The organism is Streptococcus mitis (assembly GCF_001579045.1).
In the GTDB taxonomy this organism is placed as follows: Bacteria; Bacillota; Bacilli; order Lactobacillales; family Streptococcaceae; genus Streptococcus; species Streptococcus mitis_D.
The window spans coordinates 263,546-287,314 of sequence record NZ_KQ970263.1 but is presented as its reverse complement, the minus strand read 5'-3'; the positions used below and the strand labels follow the sequence as shown (position 1 = coordinate 287,314).

Below are 23,769 nucleotides of genomic sequence, written 5' to 3'. Positions count from 1 at the left end.
AAAATGATGAAAAAAGAAATGAAACATGCTTTAGTAGCTTTAGGACTGTCGACTTTACTAGTCCCAACTTTTACCAGTCAAGTAGTTTTTGCGCAGGAAAATGATACGAATTCCAGAAATGAAAGTTTTTATAAGACAAATTTGGATGTTGAAAAAGCTGCTAGAGACCATTCAGAAGAAATTAAGAGTAAGTTATTAAAAGAAATTGATAATATAGATTGGACTATACTTCGTTTTCAAGATAGTGATATTTTAAAACTAAAAAATGCTATAGTTGAAAAAATGAATGAGATAACAGAGAAAAATGTGAGTAATATTTCAAAAAAAGATTATTATTTGAACTATCTATATTTGCAAGATTTAGAAAAAGTCATTATGATTATGGATAGTGAGAAGCCTAACTTTTTAGGATATGTTTTTGATATAGCTAGAATAAAAAAATATGACTTACTACTTCAGCAAGTAGAAAAAGATAGTAACTTATACTCATCTGAAGAAAAGGAAAAAATAATTAGCGATTTAAAAATGTTTTACGGACCATTAACAGTCTGGTCGATACCTCGGGACCGTAATTATTTTGGTGATTACGATCCAGAAAATAATACTAATTTAACATTAAAAGATTATGTTCAAAATTTATCAACTTTTTATAAAAATGTTGATAAATCGAGTCCTAGTTTAATTCCTACGCAAAAAAACATTGAAAAGTTGAATGATGTAGCTTTTATTCAAAGAGAAGATATAAGAAGTGATGCTGGTCTTTCAGGTGCAGACAAGCTTAAATTATTCAAAGAAATAGCTCAGATAGTTAAAGAAGCGGAATACAAAATTAATAAAGAAGCAGGTCTAATATATAAGGAAGAACCTGAAATAAAACATATGCTATCCCCTGAAGAGTTATCTGTCTTTACTAAGCGTATCGAAGATGTTTACCAAGGCAAAGTTAAGCCTAAGGTTACGAAAGAGGAAGCTATTCAAGCAGTTTCTACGGGGACTTCAACCTCAGCTTCAGTTTCAACTTCATCTCAAGCTACCCTTACTGCTAATGGAGAGACTAAGAAGGATTATCAAGCAAGTAAGTGGTTTAAAGAGTCTGGTAAATGGTACTATAATGACCTTTCTGGTAATCTTGTAAGAAACCGTTGGGTAGGACGTTATTATCTAAAAGCAGATGCTTCAATGGCTGCGAGTGAATGGATTTATGATGAAGACTATAAGAGCTGGTTTTATGTAGATTCAACTGGTAGTTATGTAGAGAAAGCTTGGCAGGGCGAATATTACCTAAAACGTGGCGGTTATATGGCTAAGAGTGAGTGGGTATTTGATTCTCAGTATGATAGTTGGTATTATCTGAACCAAGATGGTAAGTATGCTCGTAACCAATGGATTAAGGATGGAGATAAGTGGTATTACTTGCTAGCTGATGGGAAATTAGCAAAAAATATGACCATTAACGGTTATAAAGTAAATGAAAAAGGTGAATGGGTATAATTTTTTAAGTTCTATTTAAGGTTAGGTGTGTATACTATAATCATTAAATAAAGACCTCCTAATATTATTTGAAACAGATAACACTGGTTTAGGTTTTGAATTTGATTTTCATCTAATATCTTTATTTAATAGAACTCCTAAACTTTTTCATAATAATCTCCTGCAAAAGTCGCCTGTATGGGTGGCTTTTGTTTTATCATCCATGATATAATAGAAGCAAACGGAGGACGGAAAATGGTAAAAGTACGATTGTATTTGGTACGTCATGGTAGGACTATGTTTAATGCGATTGGTCGCGCGCAAGGTTGGAGCGATACTCCCTTAACAGCTGAAGGTGAACGAGGGATTCAAGAATTAGGAATCGGTTTGAGAGAATCTGGTCTGCAGTTTGAGCGCGCTTATTCCAGTGATTCTGGGCGCACCATTCAGACAATGGGAATCATCCTTGATGAACTTGGCTTGCAGGGAAAAATCCCTTATCGCATGGACAAGCGTATCAGAGAATGGTGTTTTGGTAGCTTTGACGGGGCCTACGATGGCGATCTTTTCATGGGCATTATTCCTCGTATCTTTAATGTGGACCATGTTCACCAATTGTCTTATGCTGAACTGGCTGAGGGTTTGGTAGAGGTCGATACAGCTGGTTGGGCTGAGGGCTGGGAAAAACTCAGTGGTCGAATCAAGGAAGGCTTTGAAGCGATTGCCAAAGAAATGGAAGAGCAAGGCGGGGGCAATGCCCTCGTTGTCAGCCACGGAATGACTATTGGAACCATTGTTTATCTGATTAATGGCATGCATCCGCATGGTCTTGATAATGGTAGCGTAACGATCCTTGAATATGAGGATGGGCAGTTTAGCGTTGAGGCTGTTGGTGACCGTAGTTACCGAGAACTAGGACGTGAGAAGATGGAGGAAGTCTCTATTTAATCAGTCTAGACTTGCTTGCTATGAAATAGGGATTTGATAGGAATATCAAGATAAGAAAAAACAGCCGAGGGTAATCCTTTCGGCTGTTTTTGATGGGGAAAACTAAAGTGTAATGCTATTGCTTTTAGAGATTTTCATAAACAAGAGCAAGGAACCTACTGTCAGAACAGTGAGGATAGTTGACAAGGCTGCGGCAACACCGTAATTTCCTCTGAGAACTTCTGTATAAATAGCTACAGTCATTGTTCTTGTTTTGACATTGTAGAGGAGGATAGAAGTAGAGAGTTCTGAAATCATTGTGACCCAAGATAGGATAGCTCCAGAAATAATACCAGATAGCATCATTGGAGTTGTAATCTTGGCAAAGGTATTGAGACGGCTACTTCCTAAGCTCTCAGCGGCTTCTTCAATACTTGGTGCTATTTGTTGCAAGCTAGCAACAGATGAGCGAATAGTATAAGGTAATCTTCTGACAGATAGAGACATAATCAAGATGAAAGCAGTTCCTGTAATCATAAGAAATCCACTTCCAAATAGACCAGTATTGAAGGAAGAAATGAAGGCAATCCCTAGAACGGTTCCTGGTACAATATAAGGGACCATACTGAGGCTGTCAATTAAGTTTGTAAACAAATTCCGTTTTCTAACGGCTAGGTAGGAGATAAATGTTGCGAATAGGACAACTAGAACTAAGGCAATCAAAGGGATACGAATGGTATTGAAAATAGCAGATCCCATACGATTGAAAGCTACCTTGTAACTGTTTAGAGAATAGCCTTTGACAAATACCATACCTGATGTTTTTAGGAAAGAGGTATAAATCAAGTAGACTTGAGGTAGAACAGAGAACAAGATAATTCCGTAGACTGTTGCATAAATGGCAGCCATTTTTCCTTTTGTAGTTTTTTTAGGTTCAATTGGATGGAGCGAATTCATGCTGAAACTGTAGCGGTTTGAGATGTATTTTTGGATAAGGAAAATCGCCAAGGCAATGATAATCGCCATAATTGCTAAGGCAGATGCAAAAGCAGAATTTCCTCCAACCTCGCTAATGAATTGGGTATAAATCAAGACGGGGAAAGTCCGATATCCTTCACCAATCAACATAGGCGTTCCAAAGTCTGAGAATGCTCTCATAAATACAAGCAGGGCAGCAGCTAGTAAGGTTGGAACTAGGAGAGGTAAAACAACCGTTACGATACGCTTAAATCCGAAGGATCCCATGCTTTCAGCGGCTTCAAGTAGAGAATTGTCAATACTTTTCATTGTCCCAGCAACGTATAGAAATACCAGTGGGAATAGTTGCAGTGTAAAGACAAGTACAATTCCTTTGAATCCATAAATATCGATAGCCGGAAGATGAAGGGCATTTGTCAGAAATTTAGTGATGACCCCATTTCGTCCCAGCAAGAGAATCCAGGAGTAGGCTCCCACGAAAGGAGCTGACATGGAAGCAATGATAATCAATATTTGTAGAAATTTCTTTCCCTTGAAATCATACATAGAGAAGAGATAAGCTAATAGGGTTCCTACAACTAAGGAAGTGACAGTAGCGGTAATGGAAACCTTGAAACTGTTGACAAGTGTCTCAGAGTAGTAGGCTTTACTAAAGAAAGTGACAAAATTAGCTAGTGAAAATTGTCCTTCATGTATGAGTGCTTGCTTGAGCACGGTAACGATAGGATAAACGAGAAAGACAAGATAGGTAAGAAAGATGAAGAAAGAGGAGGCTGTCCAAATATTTAGTTTTTTACGTTCCATGGTTGACTCCTTTTATCAGATTTTGAGAACCATCTGCAGAAAAGACATTTAATTTTTGGGTATTGATTCGTAGACGAATACGATCGCCTTTTTGTAGATCTTCTTCAAAAGTTGATTCTTCACTAACTTGAATTTTTGAGGCAAAACCTGTCTCAATGAAATACTCCGTATTTAGTCCAAGATAGACGCTATCGCTAATAGTTCCTTCAATATCTCCAGATTCATCTTTGATAAACTCTTCAGGACGAATACTTACATGAATAGCTTGTGCTTCAGCCTGATCAAGAGTTGGCATTCGAAGAGCATAGCCATCTGAAAAGACGATATAAGCGCCGTCGCTCCGTTTTTCGAGATTGGCAGGGATAATATTTGTGCGTCCGATAAAGGTTGCTACAAACTCATTAGCTGGTTTATGATAGAGTTCTTTTGGTCGGCCGATTTGTTGGATGACTCCGTCTTTCATAACAGCAATTTGGTCTGAAATAGCCATAGCTTCTTCTTGGTCGTGGGTCACATAAACAGTTGTAATTCCCACTTCGTGTTGGATTTCTCGAATGGCTTGACGCATATCCAAGCGAAGTTTGGCATCTAGGTTACTGAGCGGCTCGTCCATGAGGAGAACACTTGGATTAACAGCTAAGGCACGTGCCAAGGCGACACGTTGTTGTTGTCCACCACTAAGTTTATCGGGCTTCCGATCCGCATATTGAGCAATTTGCATGAGTTCAAGATACTTGTTGGTCTGTTGAATCAATTCTTCTTTTGGAACCTTCTTTTGCTTGAGACCAAAAGCAACATTATCTCGGACAGTCAAATGTGGGAAAATAGCGTAGTTTTGGAAAACCATGCCGATATTGCGTTTGCTGGGTTCCATATTATTGATTTTTGTATCATCGAAGTAAAATTCTCCGCCTTCGATACTGTTGAAACCTGCAATCATACGAAGAAGAGTCGTTTTCCCACACCCTGAAGGCCCAAGAAGGGTAAAGAGACTTCCTTTTGGAATTGTAATGTTCAAATTCTCAATAACAGGGACATCGTGGTAGATTTTTTTTGCGTTAATAATTTTGATCTCACTCATAGTGAACCTCTTTTACTGTTTAGATTGGATATCTGTAAAAATGTCATTGTACTTTTTAAGAATAGTGGATTTATTTTTAATGACATAATCTGAATCTTCGGTGGCAATCTTGATTTCTGTCATAGCCTTCATATTTTTATTGGTTTTAGCATTTTTACGAATGGGTCTGATTGTAGTTTCAGTTCCTAGCTTATCTTGGATTTCTTGAGAAAGGATGAAATCGATAAATTTCTTAGCGTTTTCCATGTGTTTGGCATTTTTGACGATAGCCGCGTTACCAGGTAAAAAGACGGTACCTTCTTTTGGATAAATAACTTTTACATCAACTCCGTCGTTTAAGAGTTTTAAGGCAGGATCTTCATAGGTGAGTCCTACAGCCATTTCTCCATCGGCGACAGCTTTGTAAACATTTGAAGAGCTAGATGCAATTTTTCCATCTACTAGGGTAAATAGATTTTTCACATAGGTCCAAGCTTGTTCATTTTCGTATCCACCTTGGTCTACAAGCATGTTTGTTAGTTGTGCAAAGGCACTAGAAGCATTACTTGGATCAGCAGTAGCAATTTTTCCTTTTAATTTAGGATTGAGTAGATCATTGTAGCCTTCAATTTTAATATCTTTTGTAAGAGCTGAATTGGCAATGATAACACTGACATCCAGTGTATAAGGTGTGTAGAATCCTGTTTTATTTTGATATTCAGGGATTATCTGGTCATTCTCTTGAGAAATATAAGGTTCAAAAAGTTTTTCGTTAGAAGAGAAGAGGGCGTAGGAGCCTCCGAAAATGACATCGGCTACTGGGGATTCTTTTTCGGCCTCAGCTTTTTTGAACAATTCACCAGTGCTGGCTTGTACTAAATCAACCTTAATACCATATTTTTCTTCGAAGGCAGGGATTGTCTCTTCGATAAGGTCTTCAGGGTTAGGCGAGTAGATAACCAAAGCATTATCCGAATCTGTTTCAGTGTTAGTTTCCGTTTCTGTTGTTGAAGAACATCCTGATAACGTAAGAAATATCCATCCACAAGAGAGAAAGAATAGTAGTTTTTTCATAAGAATCTCCTTTTTTTACGAACGTTTTTACTCTACAATTTGGTCAACATTTATAATTTGCAGAGTCCTATAGGATATAATAAAAACCTTAAAGAAATCTAAAACGGGGAATATGAGTCAAAGAGGCTAGGGAAAAAGATGGAAGAGATAAATAATCGATATAAGTTAATTTCAAGTGTTAGCTAATTTTTTATACTGCTAAATAAGTTGGATTTGCTATTCGAACTTTCTTACCATCCAAGACCAAAAGAACATTTCTCGTCTTTCAAATTCCCTCAAAAATGGTATAATAGTAACATCACAAAATTGGAGAGAGACCATGAGTTTTTACAATCATAAAGAAATTGAGCCTAAGTGGCAGGGCTACTGGGCAGAACATCATACATTTAAGACTGGAACAGATGCATCAAAACCGAAGTTTTATGCTCTCGATATGTTCCCTTATCCGTCTGGAGCGGGTCTGCACGTAGGACACCCAGAAGGTTATACTGCAACCGATATCCTCAGCCGTTACAAACGTGCGCAAGGCTACAATGTTCTTCACCCAATGGGCTGGGATGCTTTTGGTTTGCCTGCAGAGCAATACGCTATGGATACGGGGAATGACCCAGCAGAATTTACAGCGGAAAATATTGCCAACTTTAAACGCCAAATCAATGCGCTTGGATTTTCTTACGACTGGGATCGTGAAGTCAATACAACAGATCCAAACTATTACAAGTGGACGCAATGGATTTTCACTAAGCTTTATGAAAAAGGCTTGGCCTATGAAGCTGAAGTGCCAGTAAACTGGGTTGAGGAATTGGGAACAGCTATCGCCAACGAAGAGGTTCTTCCTGACGGAACTTCTGAGCGTGGAGGCTATCCAGTTGTCCGCAAGCCAATGCGCCAATGGATGCTCAAAATCACGGCCTATGCAGAGCGTCTGCTTAATGATTTGGATGAATTAGATTGGCCAGAGTCTATCAAGGACATGCAGCGCAACTGGATTGGGAAATCAACTGGTGCTAATGTAACTTTTAAAGTTAAGGGAACAGATAAGGAATTCACAGTCTTTACAACTCGTCCTGATACCCTTTTCGGTGCGACTTTCACCGTTCTGGCTCCTGAGCATGAACTAGTAGATGCCATCACAAGTACAGAGCAAGCAGAAGCAGTAGCAGACTACAAACACCAAGCTAGCCTCAAGTCTGACTTGGCTCGTACAGACCTTGCCAAAGAAAAAACAGGAGTTTGGACTGGTGCTTATGCCATCAACCCTGTAAACGGCAAGGAAATTCCAATCTGGATTGCGGACTATGTTCTTGCTAGCTATGGTACAGGTGCGGTAATGGCTGTTCCTGCCCATGACCAACGTGACTGGGAATTTGCCAAACAATTTGACCTTCCAATCGTCGAAGTACTTGAAGGTGGAAAGGTTGAAGAAGCTGCCTACACAGAAGATGGTCTTCACGTTAATTCAGACTTCCTAGATGGACTCAACAAAGAAGACGCTATTGCTAAGATTGTGGCTTGGTTGGAAGAGAAAGGTTGTGGTCAGGAGAAAGTTACCTACCGTCTCCGTGACTGGCTCTTTAGCCGTCAACGTTACTGGGGTGAACCAATTCCAATCATTCATTGGGAAGATGGAACTTCAACAGCTGTCCCTGAAAATGAATTGCCACTTGTCTTGCCTGTAACCAAGGATATTCGCCCTTCAGGTACTGGTGAAAGTCCACTAGCTAACTTGACAGACTGGCTTGAAGTGACTCGTGAAGATGGCGTCAAGGGTCGTCGTGAAACAAACACCATGCCACAGTGGGCTGGTTCAAGCTGGTACTACCTCCGCTATATTGACCCGCACAATACTGAGAAATTGGCTGATGAGGACCTCCTCAAACAATGGTTGCCAGTAGATATCTACGTGGGTGGTGCGGAACATGCTGTACTTCACTTGCTTTACGCTCGTTTCTGGCACAAATTCCTCTATGACCTCGGTGTCGTTCCAACTAAGGAACCATTCCAAAAACTCTTTAACCAAGGAATGATCTTGGGAACAAGCTACCGTGACCACCGTGGGGCTCTTGTGGCGACTGACAAGGTTGAAAAACGTGACGGTTCCTTCTTCCATGTGGAAACAGGAGAAGAGTTGGAGCAAGCACCAGCCAAGATGTCTAAATCGCTCAAGAACGTTGTCAACCCAGACGATGTGGTGGAACAATACGGTGCCGACACCCTTCGTGTCTATGAAATGTTCATGGGCCCACTTGATGCTTCCATCGCTTGGTCTGAAGAAGGTTTGGAAGGAAGCCGTAAATTCCTTGACCGTGTTTACCGTTTGATTACAAGTAAGAAAATTGTTGCGGAAAACAATGGCGCTCTCGATAAGGTCTACAATGAAACAGTCAAATCTGTCACTGAGCAAATCGAGTCTATGAAATTCAACACAGCCATTGCCCAACTTATGGTCTTTGTCAACGCGGCCAACAAGGAAGACAAGCTCTATGTTGACTATGCTAAAGGATTTATCCAATTGATTGCCCCATTTGCACCTCATTTGGCAGAAGAACTCTGGCAAACTGTTGCAGCAACAGGCGAATCTATCTCTTATGTAGCTTGGCCAACATGGGACGAAAGTAAATTAGTTGAAGACGAAATCGAAATCGTCGTCCAAATCAAAGGTAAAGTCCGTGCCAAACTCATGGTCGCTAAAGACCTATCACGCGAAGAATTGCAAGAAATTGCTCTCGCTGATGAAAAAGTCAAAGCAGAAATTGACGGTAAGGACATCGTGAAAGTGATTGCGGTACCGAATAAATTGGTTAACATTGTTGTGAAATAAGATAGGAATCCTTCAGAGTAGAATCTGGGGGATTTTTTATTTGACAGGAAGTTTCTATTTTGTTAATATAATTAACAAAGAAAAGAGAGATTATGGATAAAAAAGAATTTATTACATTTAATAATCGTTTCAATAGATTTATTTTAGCGTTTGATCAGTTAAAAAAAAATCAACATAAAAGTGGTGTTGACAAATCCATTACTTTGAATGAGGTACATTTGATTGTTGTGATTGGGAAAAATCAACCCTTAAATCTAGTAAAATTATCTGAATTATTAGAACTTTCAAGAAGTGCAATAACTCAAAGTGTTAGGAGATTGATTCAAAAAAATTTAGTTGTTTTTGATTTTGATCCGAATAATGGGAAAAATAAATATTTGAGATTATCTGAAAAAGGCATCGAAATTTTTAAAATCCATAAGGAGCAACAAGAATATATTGAAAAATCAATCTTTTCAGTTTTAAACAACTATAGCGAGGTGGAACTTAAAACAGTTGTGAAATTGATGGATGATATTGAAAAGGTGTGGGGAGAATTACCGTGGTAAAAGTCACGGTAAATTTCAAATATAATTGTTAAGTAAATTAACAAAAAGGAGAAGACATGACTGTAAACATAGAACTGATTTCACAAACAGATTTAGCGGATGAATCTTTTTATATTGCTATTAATGGTTTAGAACCAAGGGCAATGTATTGTGTAGAAATGTACCTGTCTGATTATTACTGTATAAATGCTCCCTTGCTTTTAGATCATGATGTTATATGGAAATCAACTGCCATTTTTTTATCTGATCAGGACGGTATGATTGATACCTCTCAGACAGCATCTATTTCAGGATCTTATAAAGGCGTTTCAGAAATGGGCTTATTCTTTAATGCGAAGCCGTTAAAGAATAGGAAAAGGAGATTACCTAGTTCTCTTGATAGAATTCCATTGCGAGATTGTTTTGGTGTTGAAATTAAAATCAGGCTGGGGAAAGATGTGGTTGCGGAGCAAAGTTTTGTAAGGCGTTATATGAATCTGGGAATAAGGTATCAAGATATCTATGATAAGCATTTTCAAGGTCGATTATTTTATGATGAAAAGTTAAGAAAGGCGCCGGCCGTGATTATTGTTAGTGGTAGTGAGGGAAGAATTGAAAAAGCTCAGAACATTGCCCAACTTTTATCTTCTAGAGGCTATATTTGTCTTGCGATAGCTTATTTTGGTTTAGAGGGATTACCCCTAAATTTAGAACGAATTCCGATAGAATGTCTGGAGGAGGCGAAAGATTTTCTATATCATCATCCTCAAGTTGATAATACAAAAATAGGAATATATGGTCGCTCTAAAGGAGCAGAGCTAGTTCTGGCTGGACAAAGTATTTTGGAAGATGTGCAATGTTTGGTACTCAATTCCCCCTCAAATGTAATATTTGAGGGAATAAAGGGAAAACTCAACTCTCATTCATCTTCTTGGACATATTTGCAAAAAGAACTTCCGTATCAAAAATTTCAGTTAGGAAATTATTTGTTAAACAAGTTTTTTGGAAAACATATTCCTGAAGATAGTAGGGCTCAGATTGATGTGAGTAAAATTGACTCTCCTTTATTATTACTAGGAAGCGATGTTGATGAAATATGGAATGCGTCATCTGCGATAGATGGTATTATTTCACATTATAAAGGGGAATCTATTTTGTTTAAAAAATACCATGAAACAGGGCATATGTTGACGATTGCTTATCAACCAAATCATCGTTATCGAAAAGATTGGTGCTTGTTAATGAAAGAAAGTGTAGACTCATGGTTTGCTACGATAAATTTTTTTGATACACATCTGAAAAATTTGTAGATAGTGCTGAACCGTACTATAATAGTCTCAACTAAGATAAAAACACAGTTCTAGTTGGTAGTCCAGTCTACAAAAGCAATTGTTCAAACAAGAGAAATTTGAACTCAAACAGTAAAAACGTAGAGAGAAGTACAAGAGTTACTAGTGACTTTCTCTTTCATAAAATAGAACAGCTCTTCTCGGATAAAAAGAGCTGTTTTTTGCTTGTATTGAAAATTCTTTTCATACATTATTTCCTAATGGATTTACTTGTCGTTAAAAATTTGGCTAATGGAAGTTTCAAATTTAGGGCAATACTTACTTGCCTCCAATTCAATCATATCATATTCAGCAATTTCATTTTGATAGAAGGGATTGTGTGTCATGATTTCTAGTTAATTTTTTATTGTTTGATTTGGCGAGAATAATACTACCGATTCTTGAATTTTTCGGCTAGATGCGGTAAAACATCTCTTTTATAGCGCATATTTAAAAATATAATGTGTTCTTGTAAGTGTTTTTAAGCTTCATTTAGCAATTCGGTAGGAGAAAAATGGCTGTAGTCTTCTCTACTTTAACTTAACCCTAATCATCTCACCACTTAACCTCTCATTTTAACCACTTATCTCAAAAGTCGATTTTTCTTTCATACTTTTTGTTAAACTGGTTAGATAAAGAGGAGGAAATAAATATGATTTTACAAGCTAAACATTTGACTAAACGGTACGGCGATTATATGGCTGTTGACGATATTCAGTTAGAGTTTGAAAAAGGGAGTTTTAATGCTATTTTGGGTCCTAATGGTGCAGGGAAATCAACCACCATTTCCATGTTAATCGGTTTGAAAAAGCCGACACAAGATCAGATTCGATATGCGCCAAATACGAAAATCGGAGTTGTTTTTCAAGCTAGTGTACTGGATGAGATGTTGACGGTTAGGGAAAATCTTACGATTCGTGCTCAACAGTATAAGGAGATTGTAGCAAGTCGTGTGGATGATTTGATCCATCAACTGGGTTTGACTGCTTTCCAGAAGCAACTATATGGGACTTTGTCAGGTGGGCAAAAACGTAGGGTTGATATTGCGCGTGCTCTTCTTTCACAGCCAGATATTCTTTTCTTAGATGAACCAACGACAGGTCTAGATATTCAGACTCGAAAAGTTATTTGGGATTTACTGTCTCGACTACAAAAGGATGAAGGGATGACTATTATCTTAACGACTCATTATCTGGATGAAGCGGATGAAGCGGATCAGATTTATATCGTTGATCATGGGAAAGTGATTGCGCAAGGTTCTGCGACGGCTATTAAAAGTCAGTATGCATCTAATATCCTAAAAATTCGTTTTAAAGAAATGAAGGATTTAGAAAAGTTGCTACAGACTGGAATGACAGTAAAGGAAGAAAATGAGTTGGAATATCTTTTTTATCCAAGGACGTCACAGGAAGCTATTGAATATTTGGCAAAAGTTCGAGAAGAAATTGATTCTTTTGAGTTTCGTCCAGGTACCATGGATGATGCCTTTATTGCACTTACAGGAAGAGAGGTTCGCTAATGTTAGCTTTATTGAAACGGAATTTTATCTTATATTTTCGTAATCGTTCAGGAGTATTTTTCTCATTATTGGGGGCATTGATTTCCTTCCTCCTTTATATCATTTTTTTGCAGAAGAACTTGACGGATGCTTGGTCTCAACTCCCTGATAATACGAATCTTTTAAATAACTGGCTGATGGGTGGGACCTTAGCTGTGACTGGGATTACAACCAGTTTTACGGCTCTTACACAAATGGTACAGGATCGTGAAAATCAAGTGGATCAAGATCTCTTCTTGACAGATTTAGGTAGCTGGGGTTTACAGGTGTCCTATCTAATCAGTAGTATTGCGATCTCTTTTCTCATGCAGGTGTTTATGTTTGCTGTTATGGGGCTTTATTTTAAAGAAAGTCCAGTTATCAGTCATTTACCGGAAATTGCTTTGATTATGTTGTTAAGTAGTCTGCTTTCAAGTTTGATAAATATTCTCTTGATTTATCGTTTTCAATCTGTAGATAGTCTTGGCAAACTGGCAACTATAGTGGGAACTGCTTCTGGATTTTTAGTAGGAACTTATGTCCCCATTGGAGTTTTACCTGATTTTGCACAGATTATCATGAAGTGTACCCCTGCAACTTATATTGCTTCTCTTTATCGACAAATTTTAATGAAAGAGCACTTAGAAACCGCTTTTACAGGAAATAGCAGATTGTTAAAGGAATTTCAAGAAAAAATGGGAATCCAAATCAACTGGCAAGAACTATTGACAAAGGAAGAGACATACTTTATAGTGGTTATTGTCAGTCTCGTCGCTATTCTTCTTTGGCTTTTATTTGTTAAAGTATTTAGCAAGAGAAAATAAAAGTATATTGGAGAGAAAATGAAGATTCGTTTTGAAATGAAGCCAGAGTTTTCAGAAAAGGACCCACATATTGTAATTCAGGCAGCTCAGTTAACTGACCAAGCAAGGGAAGTCATGGAGTATTTAGAACAATTTTCAACGAGCAATCAGGTGGTCATTCCTATTCGAACGGATGATCATCTGGTTATGGTGAAAATTGAGGATCTTATTCTAGCAGATATCGATAAGAACTTGTTGACCATTTATACGGTAGATGGGATTTATAAAACTAAGGAAACATTGACAAACTTTCAGAATAGGATTAACCGACGTAATTTTATACAGATATCACGCCATTCAATTATAAATATTGACCATTTAGAGTCATTATCGGATAGCTTTTCAGGGAACATGATGGCTAAAATGACTCGGGGCATCAAATCTAGTGTGAGTCGGAAATACGTTAAGTCCTTAATGAATTATCTAGGTTTATAGGAGAAAATCATGAAACGATTAATTGATTATTTTGTATCGGGAATGCGTACGGCTTCCTTCTTTTATTTGAGTATGATGTTATTAGCTCAGTGTTATCCAAGCATTACCTATCCTGCACCAATGGCAAAAAATATTCTAGCTCTGTTTTTAATGGGTGGAATTATGGGGGTATTGACTTTAATACTTGAAAAGCTAGAGTTTCTTGCTTTTAGTATGCGTGTTGGAGTTCATTTATTAGTGACAGCTACTATTTTAGTATTGACCTCTCTAATTTTTGGCTGGGGTGCAGCCTTGTGGAGCCCTTTGCTTTGGTTCTTTTTCTTGTTAATTTATGGATTGATATGGCTGTATCAAATTTGGCGGACTCACAAACTCACCCAACGAATTAATCAAGCCTTGGAGGATAAAAGAAAGAAAGCGGGTCACTAATATAGTGTTGAGAATGAAGTTTTAAGCCAGTGCTAGTTTCCAAAGAGAACAATTTGTGATATACTATTTTCAGCGTAAAACAAGGAGAAGAAAGATGCCAGTAAATGAATATGGTCAGATGATTGGTGAGTCAATGGAAGGTTATACACCTGGTGCACTGCCTTCTATTGATTTCTTAGAAGGGCGATATACGATTATAGAAGCTCTATCGGTGGAAAAGCATGCAGAGGATTTATTAGCTGTTTATGGCCCAGATAGTCCTCGTGAGATGTGGACTTACCTTTTTCAACCACCTGTGGCTAATCTAGAAGAGTTAATGGTAGCTTTGAAGCAGATGATTGAGCGAAAGGATCGCTTTTACTACGCGATTATCGATAAATCAACTGGTAAAGCTCTGGGTACTTTTTCGCTTATGCGCATTGACCAAGCCAATCGCGTCATTGAAGTTGGAGCAGTGACCTTTTCTCCGACTCTCAAGCACACAAGAATGGGGACAGAAGCCCAGTTTTTATTAGCCCGTTATGTCTTTGAAGAGCTCAACTATCGCCGTTATGAGTGGAAATGTGATGCACTAAATCTACCTTCTAGAAAAGCAGCAGAACGTTTGGGCTTTATCTACGAGGGAACCTTCCGTCAGGCAGTCGTTTATAAGGGGCGCACCAGAGATACGGATTGGATGTCTATGATCGATAAGGACTGGCCCAAAGTCAAAGCTCGTTTGGAAACATGGTTGCGTCCTGAAAATTTTGACAAAAATGGACGGCAGTACAAGAGCTTGAGAGAGCTTTAATAGGTGTTGAGATGATTACTATTAAAAAGCCAGAAATTGTCAAGCTAGAGGATGTTTTGCATCTCTATCAGGCTGTCGGTTGGACAAATTATACCCATCAACCTCAGATGCTGGAGCAGGCCTTGTCTCATTCATTAGTAATTTATCTGGCACTTGATGGTGATTCTGTAGTGGGCTTGATTCGTTTGGTTGGAGATGGTTTTTCATCAGTTTTTGTACAGGATTTGATTGTTTTGCCTAGCTATCAGCGCCAAGGGATTGGTAGCTCCTTGATGAAAGAGGCTTTAAAAGATTACAAAGATGCCTATCAAGTCCAGCTGGTGACAGAACAGACAGAAAGAACCTTGGGCTTCTATCGTTCTATGGGCTTTGAAATCTTATCCACCTATAATTGTATAGGGATGACTTGGACGAATCGAGAAAAATAACAAAACTTGTTTTTTCTTAAGCAAAGTTTAAGGATGGTCTAGTATCATATAGTCATTAAATAAAGACCTCCTAACTTTATTTAATGAAATCCTAAAACTTTTTTCATCATAATCTCCTAATAAAGTCACCCAATCAGGTGGCTTTTTTTCTTGGATAGGTGATAGTGATAGAATTTTTTTGCAAAATAGTAAAATTTGAGAAAAGTTAAGCTAGTTTTAAGCTTCGTCTTGTATCATATAGTTATTAAATAAAGACCTCCTAACTTTATTTAATAAAATCCTAAACTTTTCTTTTTCATAATAATCTCCCTTAACTCCACCCAATCAGGTGGAGTTTTTTGGCTCTATTTCAGGTTTTTGGGGACTATTCTAAAAATCATTTTCCGATAATTTTCGGTATTTTCGGATTTTGGTCGGGGAATTGGCGGGGATCTTTTTAGCGAATATGACTAAGAAATAGGTTTGCTGTTACTTCGGCTACTTCAACCTCACTTTGAATGTAAGTGACTGTTAATTGAAGGATTAGAACTACTGTAATAATGATTTTGCTTGTCTAGTAGTGGCGTATTAAATGAGAAGTGACATATAAGATTGTCTCTTCGTTTACTAAATCAAAATTTCTATGAAATTGATAGAATCCCTAATTTTCTCTTAAACTTGAAAGTCTTGTTATAAAGCGGTTAAAGCTTGCGAAGCTGAGAATGGTAAGTGTCTAGAGTTTTGAGAAATTCAAGAAATATATAAATATATGTAGAGAACGAGGAAATTCGTTCTCTTTTTCGTTGCCAAAAATTAAGGAGAAAAAATGTCAGATAATATTGAAATTGTTATGGATATTGATTCGCTAGAAATTTTCGATGTAATAGATCTTGATAAGAATGAAAATATGGTTGATTGTATTTCTGAAGGAAATTCTGATGAAAAAGTATCTCCAGACAATGACCTTGCTAGAGTTTGGCTTGGAAACGATTATTATAAGCTCGCTAGTATTTTCTGGAAAGTCATAAAAGATGATGTTATTCATGAATTATATCTTAGAATTAAGCTTGGCACTTATCCGTATTTCATAAGAGCTAGAGATGGAACATGGGGAATGGGGACAAACCAGCCAACTGACTTATGATGAAGCCCTGTAGACGACGATGGAATTTACTCCTGAGTTACTTGCTTCTGTTTGAAACGAGAGAGGCCGAGATAGCATGACAAGACTAGAAAGAGAAATGTTGAATTATTATAAGCGTTCACTGGAGCTATATGAGGCAAGACTAGAAGTCTTAAGAAAACCTTACAAAAAAAGTGAGGTACAACTAATGAGTGCAGAACGTGATCTTGTGAGAAAGAAAATCAAGGAATTTAAGTTCAAGATAGGCGAATTAGAAGGAACATTGGAAGGGAGTTAATCCATGTGGTTGGAAACAATCGTTTGTTTTGATTGTGATTATGAGGAAAAATGGGAAGAAGATGATATTTTCAAGCCTATTCATTGTCCTGAATGTGGAGATGTATTAGATGTTGTAGAAAGAGATTGGTTAGGTGAAACAATACTTAGAAGCACAGTGCAGTGTGAGCGATGTAACTTTTTATTTGACCATTTGGATTTTCAGCTTGGTCTATCTGAATGTCCAAGTTGCTTTTCAAAGGAACTTAAATTAGTGAGACAGATAAAGGAGATAGTAGAATGACTAAAGAAATGTTTGTGCAATTTTCAAAAAAAGCAGCTGTTAACGAAGTGATGAGAAAAACAGGAATGAGTAAAAAACGTGCTGTTAAGGCTGTTGAAGAATTAGAGAAAGAGGGAGTTCTGTTCTCTATGGGAAATGGTACTGTGATGATGGGGGTGTGATAACATGGCTGATATTACAGTAAATCAAGTAGCAACACAGACCTTCTATCAAATCCCACAAATTTTCATGGTAAATGTTAAGAAGAAATTTTCTGCTGAAGGGAAACCTACTGGGAAAATCAAGATGACGAGTCTCTATGCCAAGAAATTATCAAATGATGGCAAGATTGCTTATGGAGTACTCTATGATCGATGTATGTTGAGTATTCATTCTTACAGAAACGGTGAACTGACTTATGTTGATGAGAATGGTTCAGTATTTCTTGTCTATACGGTTGAGGACTTAATGGAAATTTTAGATCGCAGTAAGCCAACTGTATTGAAAATCAAGAAAGAATTGAAAGAGCTTGGATTGCTTCGTGAAGTGAAACAAGGGAAGAATCGTCCGAATCGTTTGTATCTTCAAAATGTGAATGCTGAATTACAAGAATATGAACACTATGATGCTGAAGTCGTAGAAAAAGGACGTGACAAAGGAACTGTAGTCTACCACCATGTAAAAACTTTAGATTACAAAGGTTGTGTCTTATTTGAAATTGAACGTCCAGGCAGTGAAGAAGAATCTTCTATTTTGAAAGATGAAAACTCTGTTTTAGAAAAGCCTATCAAATCAATAAATTCTGGAAGTCAAAAATCTTTACCTCCGGAGGTAAAAAATTTTAACCCTATTAAAACTGAGAAGAGTCATACTGAGAATAATAGTACTAGACATAGTTCTAGAAAGCCTGCTTCCAATTCTAAGGAATTGGATCAGACTGCTGGAACTTGTGACACTCCTTCTCAAAAAACAAGTGGGAAGAAATTTATCAAACCTCAAGTCTATTCTCTCTTGCAGGAAATTGCAGATAGCTACCGAGATCATTTACCGTGGTACCAGCATTATAATATGACTCACCGCCAAAAGATGATTGTTGGCCAATACATTCAGACAGGATGGATAACAAGTAGTGAGGTTCTTCACTGTATCGAACGGATTCCTGAATGTGATAGTCCTTTTGCTTACTTGATTCAATCTATTGAAAATTTGATTGGCGAACGTAAGAGCGAGGCCAAGATGCAAGCTCATAGAGAAGCAGAGTATAGGTATCTGAGTAACTAAGCTATAGATGACATGAGACTAAATCTAGCTTTTTTGACCTGAGCAAGTCATAAAACTACTTTTGACCTTTGAAAATTGAATACCCCCACTGTCCTGATTAGCGGAACTAAGCATAAAAAGAAGAACAAGGGCGGTGTGTAGGCTAGAAAAGGATATCTAGTGCTGTTCCACCACGTAAAAGCAGGCAAAGCCTAAGCTGAAGGAGTTTGCGGTTTCTAGACTTAAAACCGTGTGTAAAAAATACAGCAGGTATGTACGTCATACCTCGGCATGGCTGTAAATCAGCCTTGATTCAGTAAGGAGGAGACAAGATGAATCAATCAAAATTAGTTACAGAGGTCACTTTAGCTGACCTTAGACGCTTAGGAAATCAAGGGAATGCAACCGCAAGACTTGATAATGGCGATGAAATCAAATTAACCAGCAGATATGGTTTGGTACCTAAAAAAGGATATCTAGCAGGTAAACTAGAAACAGTTTGGATGATTGTAGAATATTCAAAAATTTATAAAGAGATTCGCACCATCAAACGAGGTGATGTTTTAGTGGCTAGACGCATTAAACAAGGAAATACCAATCGTTTACTGCTGACTGGTAAAGGATATCATCGTCCAACGAAGCATTAAACAGATAGAGCCTCATCTATCTGTTTCATCAAGGAGAGGAGATTTGATATGTTTTAAACATCCTATCTTTGATTAAGCGGATAGATGAATGAAAATCAAGAAAAAATTGAGAAAAACCTCTAAAAATGGTAAAATAAAAGTATAAAATAAATATTTTAAGAACGTTTTTAAACAAAAAGGAGATAAGATTATGAAATTGAGAACAACTATCTTGGCAACAACTGCCAGCGTAACGTTGCTTGGGCTAGGAAATAGTCAACCTGTGTATGCGAATAGTACAACGAGTAGTCAAGTAGAGAGTTTAAAAAGTGAATTGATTAAAGCTAAGAGAGAATATGAACAAGCTAAAAGTATCTATGAAAATGCTTTATCATCTTCACCTAGCAATACGATTACACTGAGCGATAAGTATATAAAGGCTTTGAAGACGGCTTTTTCTGATTTTAATATTAGCCAGACTGAACGTGATAGAGCGAAATCTATCTTGCAGTCAGAAAGTTTGAGATTAAAGAATCAAAATAGTTTCCATAAAGATGTTGCTGATGAGGGAGAACGTCTGGATGTCAACAATCTACCACTAGCTGTTCGTCAGGAGTTGTCATTTTTTGCCCAAGATTTAATTAACCAAATTCATTCTCAGATTGGGACACCTAGAGTCAGTGTTTCTAGTTCGGCAATTGATTTTGCGGATAAGGTGGCAAAGGAGTATGTAAAAGATGATTGGGGATTATCTAAATTAAGCACATTAGGTGTATCAGGTCACAATGCCGAAGGTATCAACCGAGTTGCAAAAACCTATGGCTTACCTACCTCAGATGCTGAATCTGAAAAAAGAGGAGGTCAACTGTATGAGAATTTGTTCTTTAGACCTGTAGCATTAAGAGAAGCTACCAAATCTCAGCTAAAGGAAGCTATCTATACTGGTATGGTTGAATTTATGTTAAACGATACTGAATGGGGGCATGCTCAAGCAATTGCAGGATTGAACTGGGGGAATCCATCAAGTAAAGATTATTTTGGATTATCGTTTTCTAGTCTTTCATCAGTAAACTCTGCTCATTTCATCACTATTTCTCAGGAAAATATTAATCGAGCAACGAAATCTAATTTTAGTACAGCTTCAGTAACGGATCCAAGATCTTCAAATCGTTATCAGGCTGTAAAAAAATTAGAAATTGATTACAAAAATAAAGAGAAAATTTATCAAGATTTAAAAAGTAAGCTGGAGAACCAGACGGGTAAAAGTACTGTAGAAGACAATAATTCTAAGAAAGCAGAACCTATTAAATCGATTGAGAACACATCTGATTGGCATGACCAATGGAAACAAGAGGGAAGTTATTGGTATTATTTTGATCATGCAGGGAAAGCTCTTGTTAATAGTTGGAAGGGAAACTATTATCTCAAATCAAATGGTGTGATGGCACGTAATGAATGGGTTTATGATACAAACTATAAAGCTTGGTACTATCTCAAATCAGATGGAAGCTATGCACAAAATAGTTGGCAAGGAAGCTACTACCTTAAGTCAGATGGAAAAATGGCACAAAGTGAGTGGCAATACGATTCCAGCTATAAAGCTTGGTACTATCTCAAGTCAGATGGAAGCTATGCACAAGATAGCTGGCAAGGAAGCTATTACCTTAAGTCAGATGGAAAAATGGCGCAAAGTGAGTGGCAATACGATTCCAGCTATAAAGCTTGGTACTATCTCAAATCAGATGGAAGCTATCTGAGAGGTCAATGGTTCAAAGACGGAAGTGCTTGGTATTATTTGAAAGCAGATGGTAAGATGGCACAAAATGAGACGATTGGTGGTTATCGTTTAGATTATTCTGGTAAGTGGATTTCTTAAAATTCATTACAATATTGTATAGAAAAGTCAGTGAAAACTGGCTTTTTTCTTTTGGAAAGGAAAGAGATGATTTTATATTATAAGAGACCTCGAGAGCCAACATTTGAGATTTTATATTGATTAATATTTTAGATAAGGAGATAGAATGCACAAAGCAAGAGAAACAAAAGCATATGGATCTATTCGGAAATCAAAAATTTATGGAACTTGTGGAGTGATATTAGGTTTAGCAGCTTTAAGCATGATAAGCCCATTTATGGCAGATGAACGAACTGAAAATAAGGCTACAAATGCGCCTTATGCCCAGACGAGTCCAAGCAGTATTTCTACTGAAAATCAAGGAAAGAGTGAAGAAAAAACAGGAACGTTAGAAGTTTCTATTTCTCATTCCAGTTTAGATGAAACTATTCATAAGGCACAAGAAGCTGGATTGAAGGTAGAATTTGATTCTGTAGTAGATAAAGGAACCGAAAGTACAGCCTCTGAGTTGGAAAAAAAGCAAAAGGAAGTCGAAAGTGATTATCGCACACAAGCAGATAGAATTGAGAAAGCTACTGAAAAATATCGTGAAGATCAAAGACAAAATCAAACGAACCGAAAGAAAATCCAAGATGAAAATACTGCGAAGAAGGAACAATATCAAAAGGATTTAGCTTCTTATCAGGATGAAGTGAATCGAATTAATCAGAAGAATGCTGCTATTCGTGCAGAAAATGAAAAAAATCAACGAGAGAATCAGGCAGAAACAGATCGTATTAATCAAGAGAATGCAGAAATCCGAAAACGAAATGAAGCTAAGAGAGTAGCTTATGAGAGCTCTTTGACAGACTATACAAAGAAACTAGCAACTATTAAAGCTGAGCGAGATGCAATTCAAACAAGCAAGCCTTTATTTGGATCTGAAACAGGTTTCAAAGTTTATGGAGGATATAATTCAGCTGGTAGGGGAAGTTTAGACTATTATAATGATTTTACAGTAGTACCAGATGATAATCTACCAGTAGAGAGTATGCGTGGTTTTTTAGGTTATCATGCAGATACCTATGTAACAGGAGGCACAGGAACTCGAGTTAGTAAGGATAGTACGGGAACTTATGATGTAATTAAATCTCCAACATTTGGAGATACATTTTATATTCATAACATTGGAACGTTGACAGATGGTAGAAAGATCATGGCAAAAGTCATGGTTTCGGATTTAGGAGACTATCAGGGAGAAGTTCGAAATGGTGTTCCTGTGACAGATCCAGATATCTACCTCAAGAGTGGAGATGGTGGTAGTCTTTATTTTGTATATAATAATCATACACGTTTAGAGTTGATTTTTGATTTTTATATTGAAGGTACGACAACTCCTGTTTCCCTCTTAATTGGAACAGTTATTACCGATGTAGATTGGGGTCAAGGTTCAAATTTGAGTTATGGCTCGTCTGGTCGTGGAATGGTTATTAATCCAAGTGGTTCAGGTTTGGATTTTGATGGTCGCGTTATGAAGGGAGTAGAAAATGGAGTTAATGATACTTCGGATATTCCTAAGGGTTCCTTTGCTTCAGTGGGGTATGGTTCTAGTTTAACGTACCTTCACACATCATCTCCTGGTTCGACAGAGGGAAGAACTCCCGCTGAATGGGATACAGAGAATGCGAGTGGAAATGCTCAAAACGTTGTCTTCACAATTCTGGGAGACGGTGCAGAGTTGAAAAAGATACCTTTCTTAACAAAACCATTTGAGCCAACATATGAGAAGGAAACTACCCCACCAAGTTCTCCAACTAGAAAAACTGAAGAGGTACTCCCACCTAAGCCTGAGGAGCCAAAGGAAAAAGAGCTGCCCTCTTTAGTATCTCCTCCAACAGTAAGGGCTAGATATGCACGCTTACAGGCAATGCCTGACCTAGAAAAGTTTGTAAAAAATTCTTCTGGCGAGTCTATTGATAAAAGCTATGTACCTAAACTTTCAACGGTACAGTGGGAATTAACAACTAAGCCTCTTCCAGCTAATCGTGAAGTTATTACAGACTTTGAAATTGTGGATGCCTTGCCTTCAGGTTTTGTGTTAGATGTTGAAGCTTCCAAAAAAATTAGCTCAGATTTTGAATTAACTTATGACGAATCGAGCCATGTTGTTCGGGTGAAAGGCTTAGAAAGTTTGAAATCTAGGTTAAATCAGGATTTGAGTAAAGAAGTGCTGGTTCCAGCTCCAATTCTAGTAGGAAAAGTTACAAATGATGGAGCAACCTACAAGAATAACTTCCAATTAAAGATTAACAATAAGTACGAAAGTTATTCAAATATTGTTCAGGTTTCAACACCTGGTAAACCGAATGACCCTGATAATCCAAATAACAACTTAATTCAGCCAATCAAACACAATCATAATAAGGATAAAGTTATCATTGATGGTAAACCAGTTCTAGCTGGTTCGACAAACTACTACCATATTACCTTGGATTATGATCAATATAAGGGGATGAAGGCAGATTCATCTACTATTTTAAAAGGATTCGGAGCAATTGATGATTACCCAGAAGAAGCTGTTACGATTAATAAATCGGATATTCGTTATATTGACAGCGAAGGACAAGAAGTTGCGGGTATCTCAGTGTATCAGTATGATTCTATAGATGCCGTTGATAATGATAAGGTAAAAGCTTTTCTTGCTAGTTCTGAAATTAAGCCTAAGGGAGCTTTCCAAGTATTTTTAGTGGATGATCCAGAAGCCTATTTTAACCAGTATATTAAATTAGGAAAATCGGTTACAATTATTGATCCAATGGTGACAAAGGAAGACCTACGAAATACAGGTAAATCATTTGAAAATACGGCTTACCAAGTTGATTTTGGTAACGGTTATCAAACTGATACAGTTGTAAAC

General features: G+C 37.4%; 22 protein-coding genes. 19 read left to right on the top strand and 3 right to left on the bottom strand.

What is annotated here, in order from left to right; translation table 11 throughout:
- The first annotated feature begins 6 nt into the window (after positions 1–6).
- Both SMIDD28_RS07510 and SMIDD28_RS07505 read left to right on the top strand, forming a co-directional pair.
- Positions 7–1,491: an N-acetylmuramoyl-L-alanine amidase family protein gene (locus SMIDD28_RS07510; RefSeq protein ID WP_061425475.1), complete on the top strand. Its 1,485-nt coding sequence runs from the start codon at positions 7–9 to the stop codon at positions 1,489–1,491.
- A 234-nt stretch (positions 1,492–1,725) separates the two neighbouring features.
- Positions 1,726–2,418, top strand: a complete 693-nt coding sequence (locus SMIDD28_RS07505; protein WP_061425474.1) for a histidine phosphatase family protein — start codon at positions 1,726–1,728, stop codon at positions 2,416–2,418.
- A 102-nt stretch (positions 2,419–2,520) separates the two neighbouring features.
- On the opposite strand, the gene SMIDD28_RS07500 is transcribed toward SMIDD28_RS07505, so the two are convergent.
- From SMIDD28_RS07500 to SMIDD28_RS07490, 3 genes are read right to left on the bottom strand one after another with little or no spacing between them, the layout of a single operon-like run.
- Entirely contained in the window at positions 2,521–4,179 is a 1,659-nt protein-coding gene (locus tag SMIDD28_RS07500; RefSeq protein ID WP_049531816.1) for an ABC transporter permease, read from the bottom strand.
- On the bottom strand, positions 4,169–5,260 hold the full coding sequence (locus SMIDD28_RS07495) for an ABC transporter ATP-binding protein (RefSeq protein WP_061425473.1): 1,092 nt from the start codon (positions 5,258–5,260) through the stop codon (positions 4,169–4,171). Before SMIDD28_RS07495 ends, SMIDD28_RS07500 begins: the two co-directional genes overlap by 11 nt.
- A gap of 12 nt (positions 5,261–5,272) precedes the next feature.
- Entirely contained in the window at positions 5,273–6,313 is a 1,041-nt protein-coding gene (locus SMIDD28_RS07490) for an ABC transporter substrate-binding protein (RefSeq protein ID WP_061425472.1), read from the bottom strand.
- Between the two features lie 319 nt (positions 6,314–6,632).
- Between SMIDD28_RS07490 and leuS the strand changes: the two genes are divergently transcribed.
- The 17 genes from leuS to SMIDD28_RS07410 all read left to right on the top strand — a co-directional run.
- Positions 6,633–9,134 carry a leucine--tRNA ligase gene (leuS, locus tag SMIDD28_RS07485; protein WP_061425471.1) on the top strand — a complete coding sequence of 834 codons (2,502 nt, stop codon included), beginning with the start codon at positions 6,633–6,635 and terminating at the stop codon, positions 9,132–9,134.
- Between the two features lie 92 nt (positions 9,135–9,226).
- A complete protein-coding gene (locus SMIDD28_RS07480) occupies positions 9,227–9,682 on the top strand; it encodes a MarR family winged helix-turn-helix transcriptional regulator (RefSeq protein WP_061425470.1) in 456 nt (151 codons plus the stop codon).
- Positions 9,683–9,738: 56 nt separating this feature from the next.
- Positions 9,739–10,971 carry an acyl-CoA thioesterase/BAAT N-terminal domain-containing protein gene (locus tag SMIDD28_RS07475; RefSeq protein ID WP_061425469.1) on the top strand — a complete coding sequence of 411 codons (1,233 nt, stop codon included), beginning with the start codon at positions 9,739–9,741 and terminating at the stop codon, positions 10,969–10,971.
- 670 nt (positions 10,972–11,641) lie between these two features.
- Entirely contained in the window at positions 11,642–12,508 is an 867-nt protein-coding gene (locus SMIDD28_RS07470) for an ABC transporter ATP-binding protein (protein WP_061425468.1), read from the top strand.
- Entirely contained in the window at positions 12,508–13,350 is an 843-nt protein-coding gene (locus tag SMIDD28_RS07465) for an ABC transporter permease (RefSeq protein WP_061425467.1), read from the top strand. Before SMIDD28_RS07470 ends, SMIDD28_RS07465 begins: the two co-directional genes overlap by 1 nt.
- A gap of 18 nt (positions 13,351–13,368) precedes the next feature.
- Positions 13,369–13,824, top strand: coding sequence for a LytTR family DNA-binding domain-containing protein (locus SMIDD28_RS07460; RefSeq protein WP_061425466.1), 456 nt, complete (start codon positions 13,369–13,371; stop codon positions 13,822–13,824).
- A 9-nt stretch (positions 13,825–13,833) separates the two neighbouring features.
- Complete coding sequence (locus SMIDD28_RS07455; RefSeq protein WP_061425465.1) at positions 13,834–14,253, top strand: DUF3021 domain-containing protein; 420 nt, start codon at positions 13,834–13,836, stop codon at positions 14,251–14,253.
- A 94-nt stretch (positions 14,254–14,347) separates the two neighbouring features.
- The gene (locus SMIDD28_RS07450) at positions 14,348–15,043 is read left to right on the top strand and encodes a GNAT family N-acetyltransferase (protein ID WP_061425464.1); all 696 of its coding nucleotides are present in this window, start codon (positions 14,348–14,350) and stop codon (positions 15,041–15,043) included.
- Positions 15,044–15,054: 11 nt separating this feature from the next.
- Positions 15,055–15,471 carry a GNAT family N-acetyltransferase gene (locus SMIDD28_RS07445; protein WP_061425463.1) on the top strand — a complete coding sequence of 139 codons (417 nt, stop codon included), beginning with the start codon at positions 15,055–15,057 and terminating at the stop codon, positions 15,469–15,471.
- 805 nt (positions 15,472–16,276) lie between these two features.
- Positions 16,277–16,594, top strand: a complete 318-nt coding sequence (locus SMIDD28_RS07440; protein ID WP_416069024.1) for a hypothetical protein — start codon at positions 16,277–16,279, stop codon at positions 16,592–16,594.
- 76 nt (positions 16,595–16,670) lie between these two features.
- Positions 16,671–16,871: a hypothetical protein gene (locus tag SMIDD28_RS07435; protein WP_050112807.1), complete on the top strand. Its 201-nt coding sequence runs from the start codon at positions 16,671–16,673 to the stop codon at positions 16,869–16,871.
- Between the two features lie 3 nt (positions 16,872–16,874).
- Entirely contained in the window at positions 16,875–17,153 is a 279-nt protein-coding gene (locus tag SMIDD28_RS07430) for a hypothetical protein (protein ID WP_050112809.1), read from the top strand.
- A complete protein-coding gene (locus SMIDD28_RS11895; RefSeq protein WP_173276399.1) occupies positions 17,150–17,314 on the top strand; it encodes a hypothetical protein in 165 nt (54 codons plus the stop codon). The genes SMIDD28_RS07430 and SMIDD28_RS11895 overlap by 4 nt, the downstream gene beginning before the upstream one ends.
- A 4-nt stretch (positions 17,315–17,318) precedes the next feature.
- Complete coding sequence (locus SMIDD28_RS07425) at positions 17,319–18,413, top strand: replication initiator protein A (RefSeq protein ID WP_061425461.1); 1,095 nt, start codon at positions 17,319–17,321, stop codon at positions 18,411–18,413.
- Positions 18,414–18,724: 311 nt separating this feature from the next.
- Positions 18,725–19,039, top strand: a complete 315-nt coding sequence (locus SMIDD28_RS07420) for a hypothetical protein (RefSeq protein ID WP_016397551.1) — start codon at positions 18,725–18,727, stop codon at positions 19,037–19,039.
- 190 nt (positions 19,040–19,229) lie between these two features.
- Complete coding sequence (locus tag SMIDD28_RS12570) at positions 19,230–20,894, top strand: SEC10/PgrA surface exclusion domain-containing protein (RefSeq protein ID WP_061425460.1); 1,665 nt, start codon at positions 19,230–19,232, stop codon at positions 20,892–20,894.
- A 145-nt stretch (positions 20,895–21,039) separates the two neighbouring features.
- Positions 21,040–23,769: SspB-related isopeptide-forming adhesin (locus tag SMIDD28_RS07410; RefSeq protein ID WP_322108924.1), on the top strand; the 2,730-nt coding region annotated here is incomplete at its 3' end.

Coding starts and splice junctions, on each gene's coding strand:
- SMIDD28_RS07495 (WP_061425473.1), bottom strand. CDS start 5,260: ATGAGTGAGATCAAAATTATTAACGCAAAAAAAATCTACCACGATGTC.
- SMIDD28_RS07490 (WP_061425472.1), bottom strand. CDS start 6,313: ATGAAAAAACTACTATTCTTTCTCTCTTGTGGATGGATATTTCTTACG.
- SMIDD28_RS07445 (WP_061425463.1), top strand. CDS start 15,055: ATGATTACTATTAAAAAGCCAGAAATTGTCAAGCTAGAGGATGTTTTG.
- SMIDD28_RS07455 (WP_061425465.1), top strand. CDS start 13,834: ATGAAACGATTAATTGATTATTTTGTATCGGGAATGCGTACGGCTTCC.
- SMIDD28_RS07510 (WP_061425475.1), top strand. CDS start 7: ATGAAAAAAGAAATGAAACATGCTTTAGTAGCTTTAGGACTGTCGACT.
- SMIDD28_RS07470 (WP_061425468.1), top strand. CDS start 11,642: ATGATTTTACAAGCTAAACATTTGACTAAACGGTACGGCGATTATATG.
- SMIDD28_RS07430 (WP_050112809.1), top strand. CDS start 16,875: ATGTGGTTGGAAACAATCGTTTGTTTTGATTGTGATTATGAGGAAAAA.
- SMIDD28_RS07500 (WP_049531816.1), bottom strand. CDS start 4,179: ATGGAACGTAAAAAACTAAATATTTGGACAGCCTCCTCTTTCTTCATC.
- SMIDD28_RS07505 (WP_061425474.1), top strand. CDS start 1,726: ATGGTAAAAGTACGATTGTATTTGGTACGTCATGGTAGGACTATGTTT.
- SMIDD28_RS12570 (WP_061425460.1), top strand. CDS start 19,230: ATGAAATTGAGAACAACTATCTTGGCAACAACTGCCAGCGTAACGTTG.
- SMIDD28_RS11895 (WP_173276399.1), top strand. CDS start 17,150: ATGACTAAAGAAATGTTTGTGCAATTTTCAAAAAAAGCAGCTGTTAAC.
- SMIDD28_RS07450 (WP_061425464.1), top strand. CDS start 14,348: ATGCCAGTAAATGAATATGGTCAGATGATTGGTGAGTCAATGGAAGGT.
- SMIDD28_RS07435 (WP_050112807.1), top strand. CDS start 16,671: ATGACAAGACTAGAAAGAGAAATGTTGAATTATTATAAGCGTTCACTG.
- SMIDD28_RS07425 (WP_061425461.1), top strand. CDS start 17,319: ATGGCTGATATTACAGTAAATCAAGTAGCAACACAGACCTTCTATCAA.
- SMIDD28_RS07440 (WP_416069024.1), top strand. CDS start 16,277: ATGTCAGATAATATTGAAATTGTTATGGATATTGATTCGCTAGAAATT.
- leuS (WP_061425471.1), top strand. CDS start 6,633: ATGAGTTTTTACAATCATAAAGAAATTGAGCCTAAGTGGCAGGGCTAC.
- SMIDD28_RS07420 (WP_016397551.1), top strand. CDS start 18,725: ATGAATCAATCAAAATTAGTTACAGAGGTCACTTTAGCTGACCTTAGA.
- SMIDD28_RS07460 (WP_061425466.1), top strand. CDS start 13,369: ATGAAGATTCGTTTTGAAATGAAGCCAGAGTTTTCAGAAAAGGACCCA.
- SMIDD28_RS07475 (WP_061425469.1), top strand. CDS start 9,739: ATGACTGTAAACATAGAACTGATTTCACAAACAGATTTAGCGGATGAA.
- SMIDD28_RS07465 (WP_061425467.1), top strand. CDS start 12,508: ATGTTAGCTTTATTGAAACGGAATTTTATCTTATATTTTCGTAATCGT.
- SMIDD28_RS07480 (WP_061425470.1), top strand. CDS start 9,227: ATGGATAAAAAAGAATTTATTACATTTAATAATCGTTTCAATAGATTT.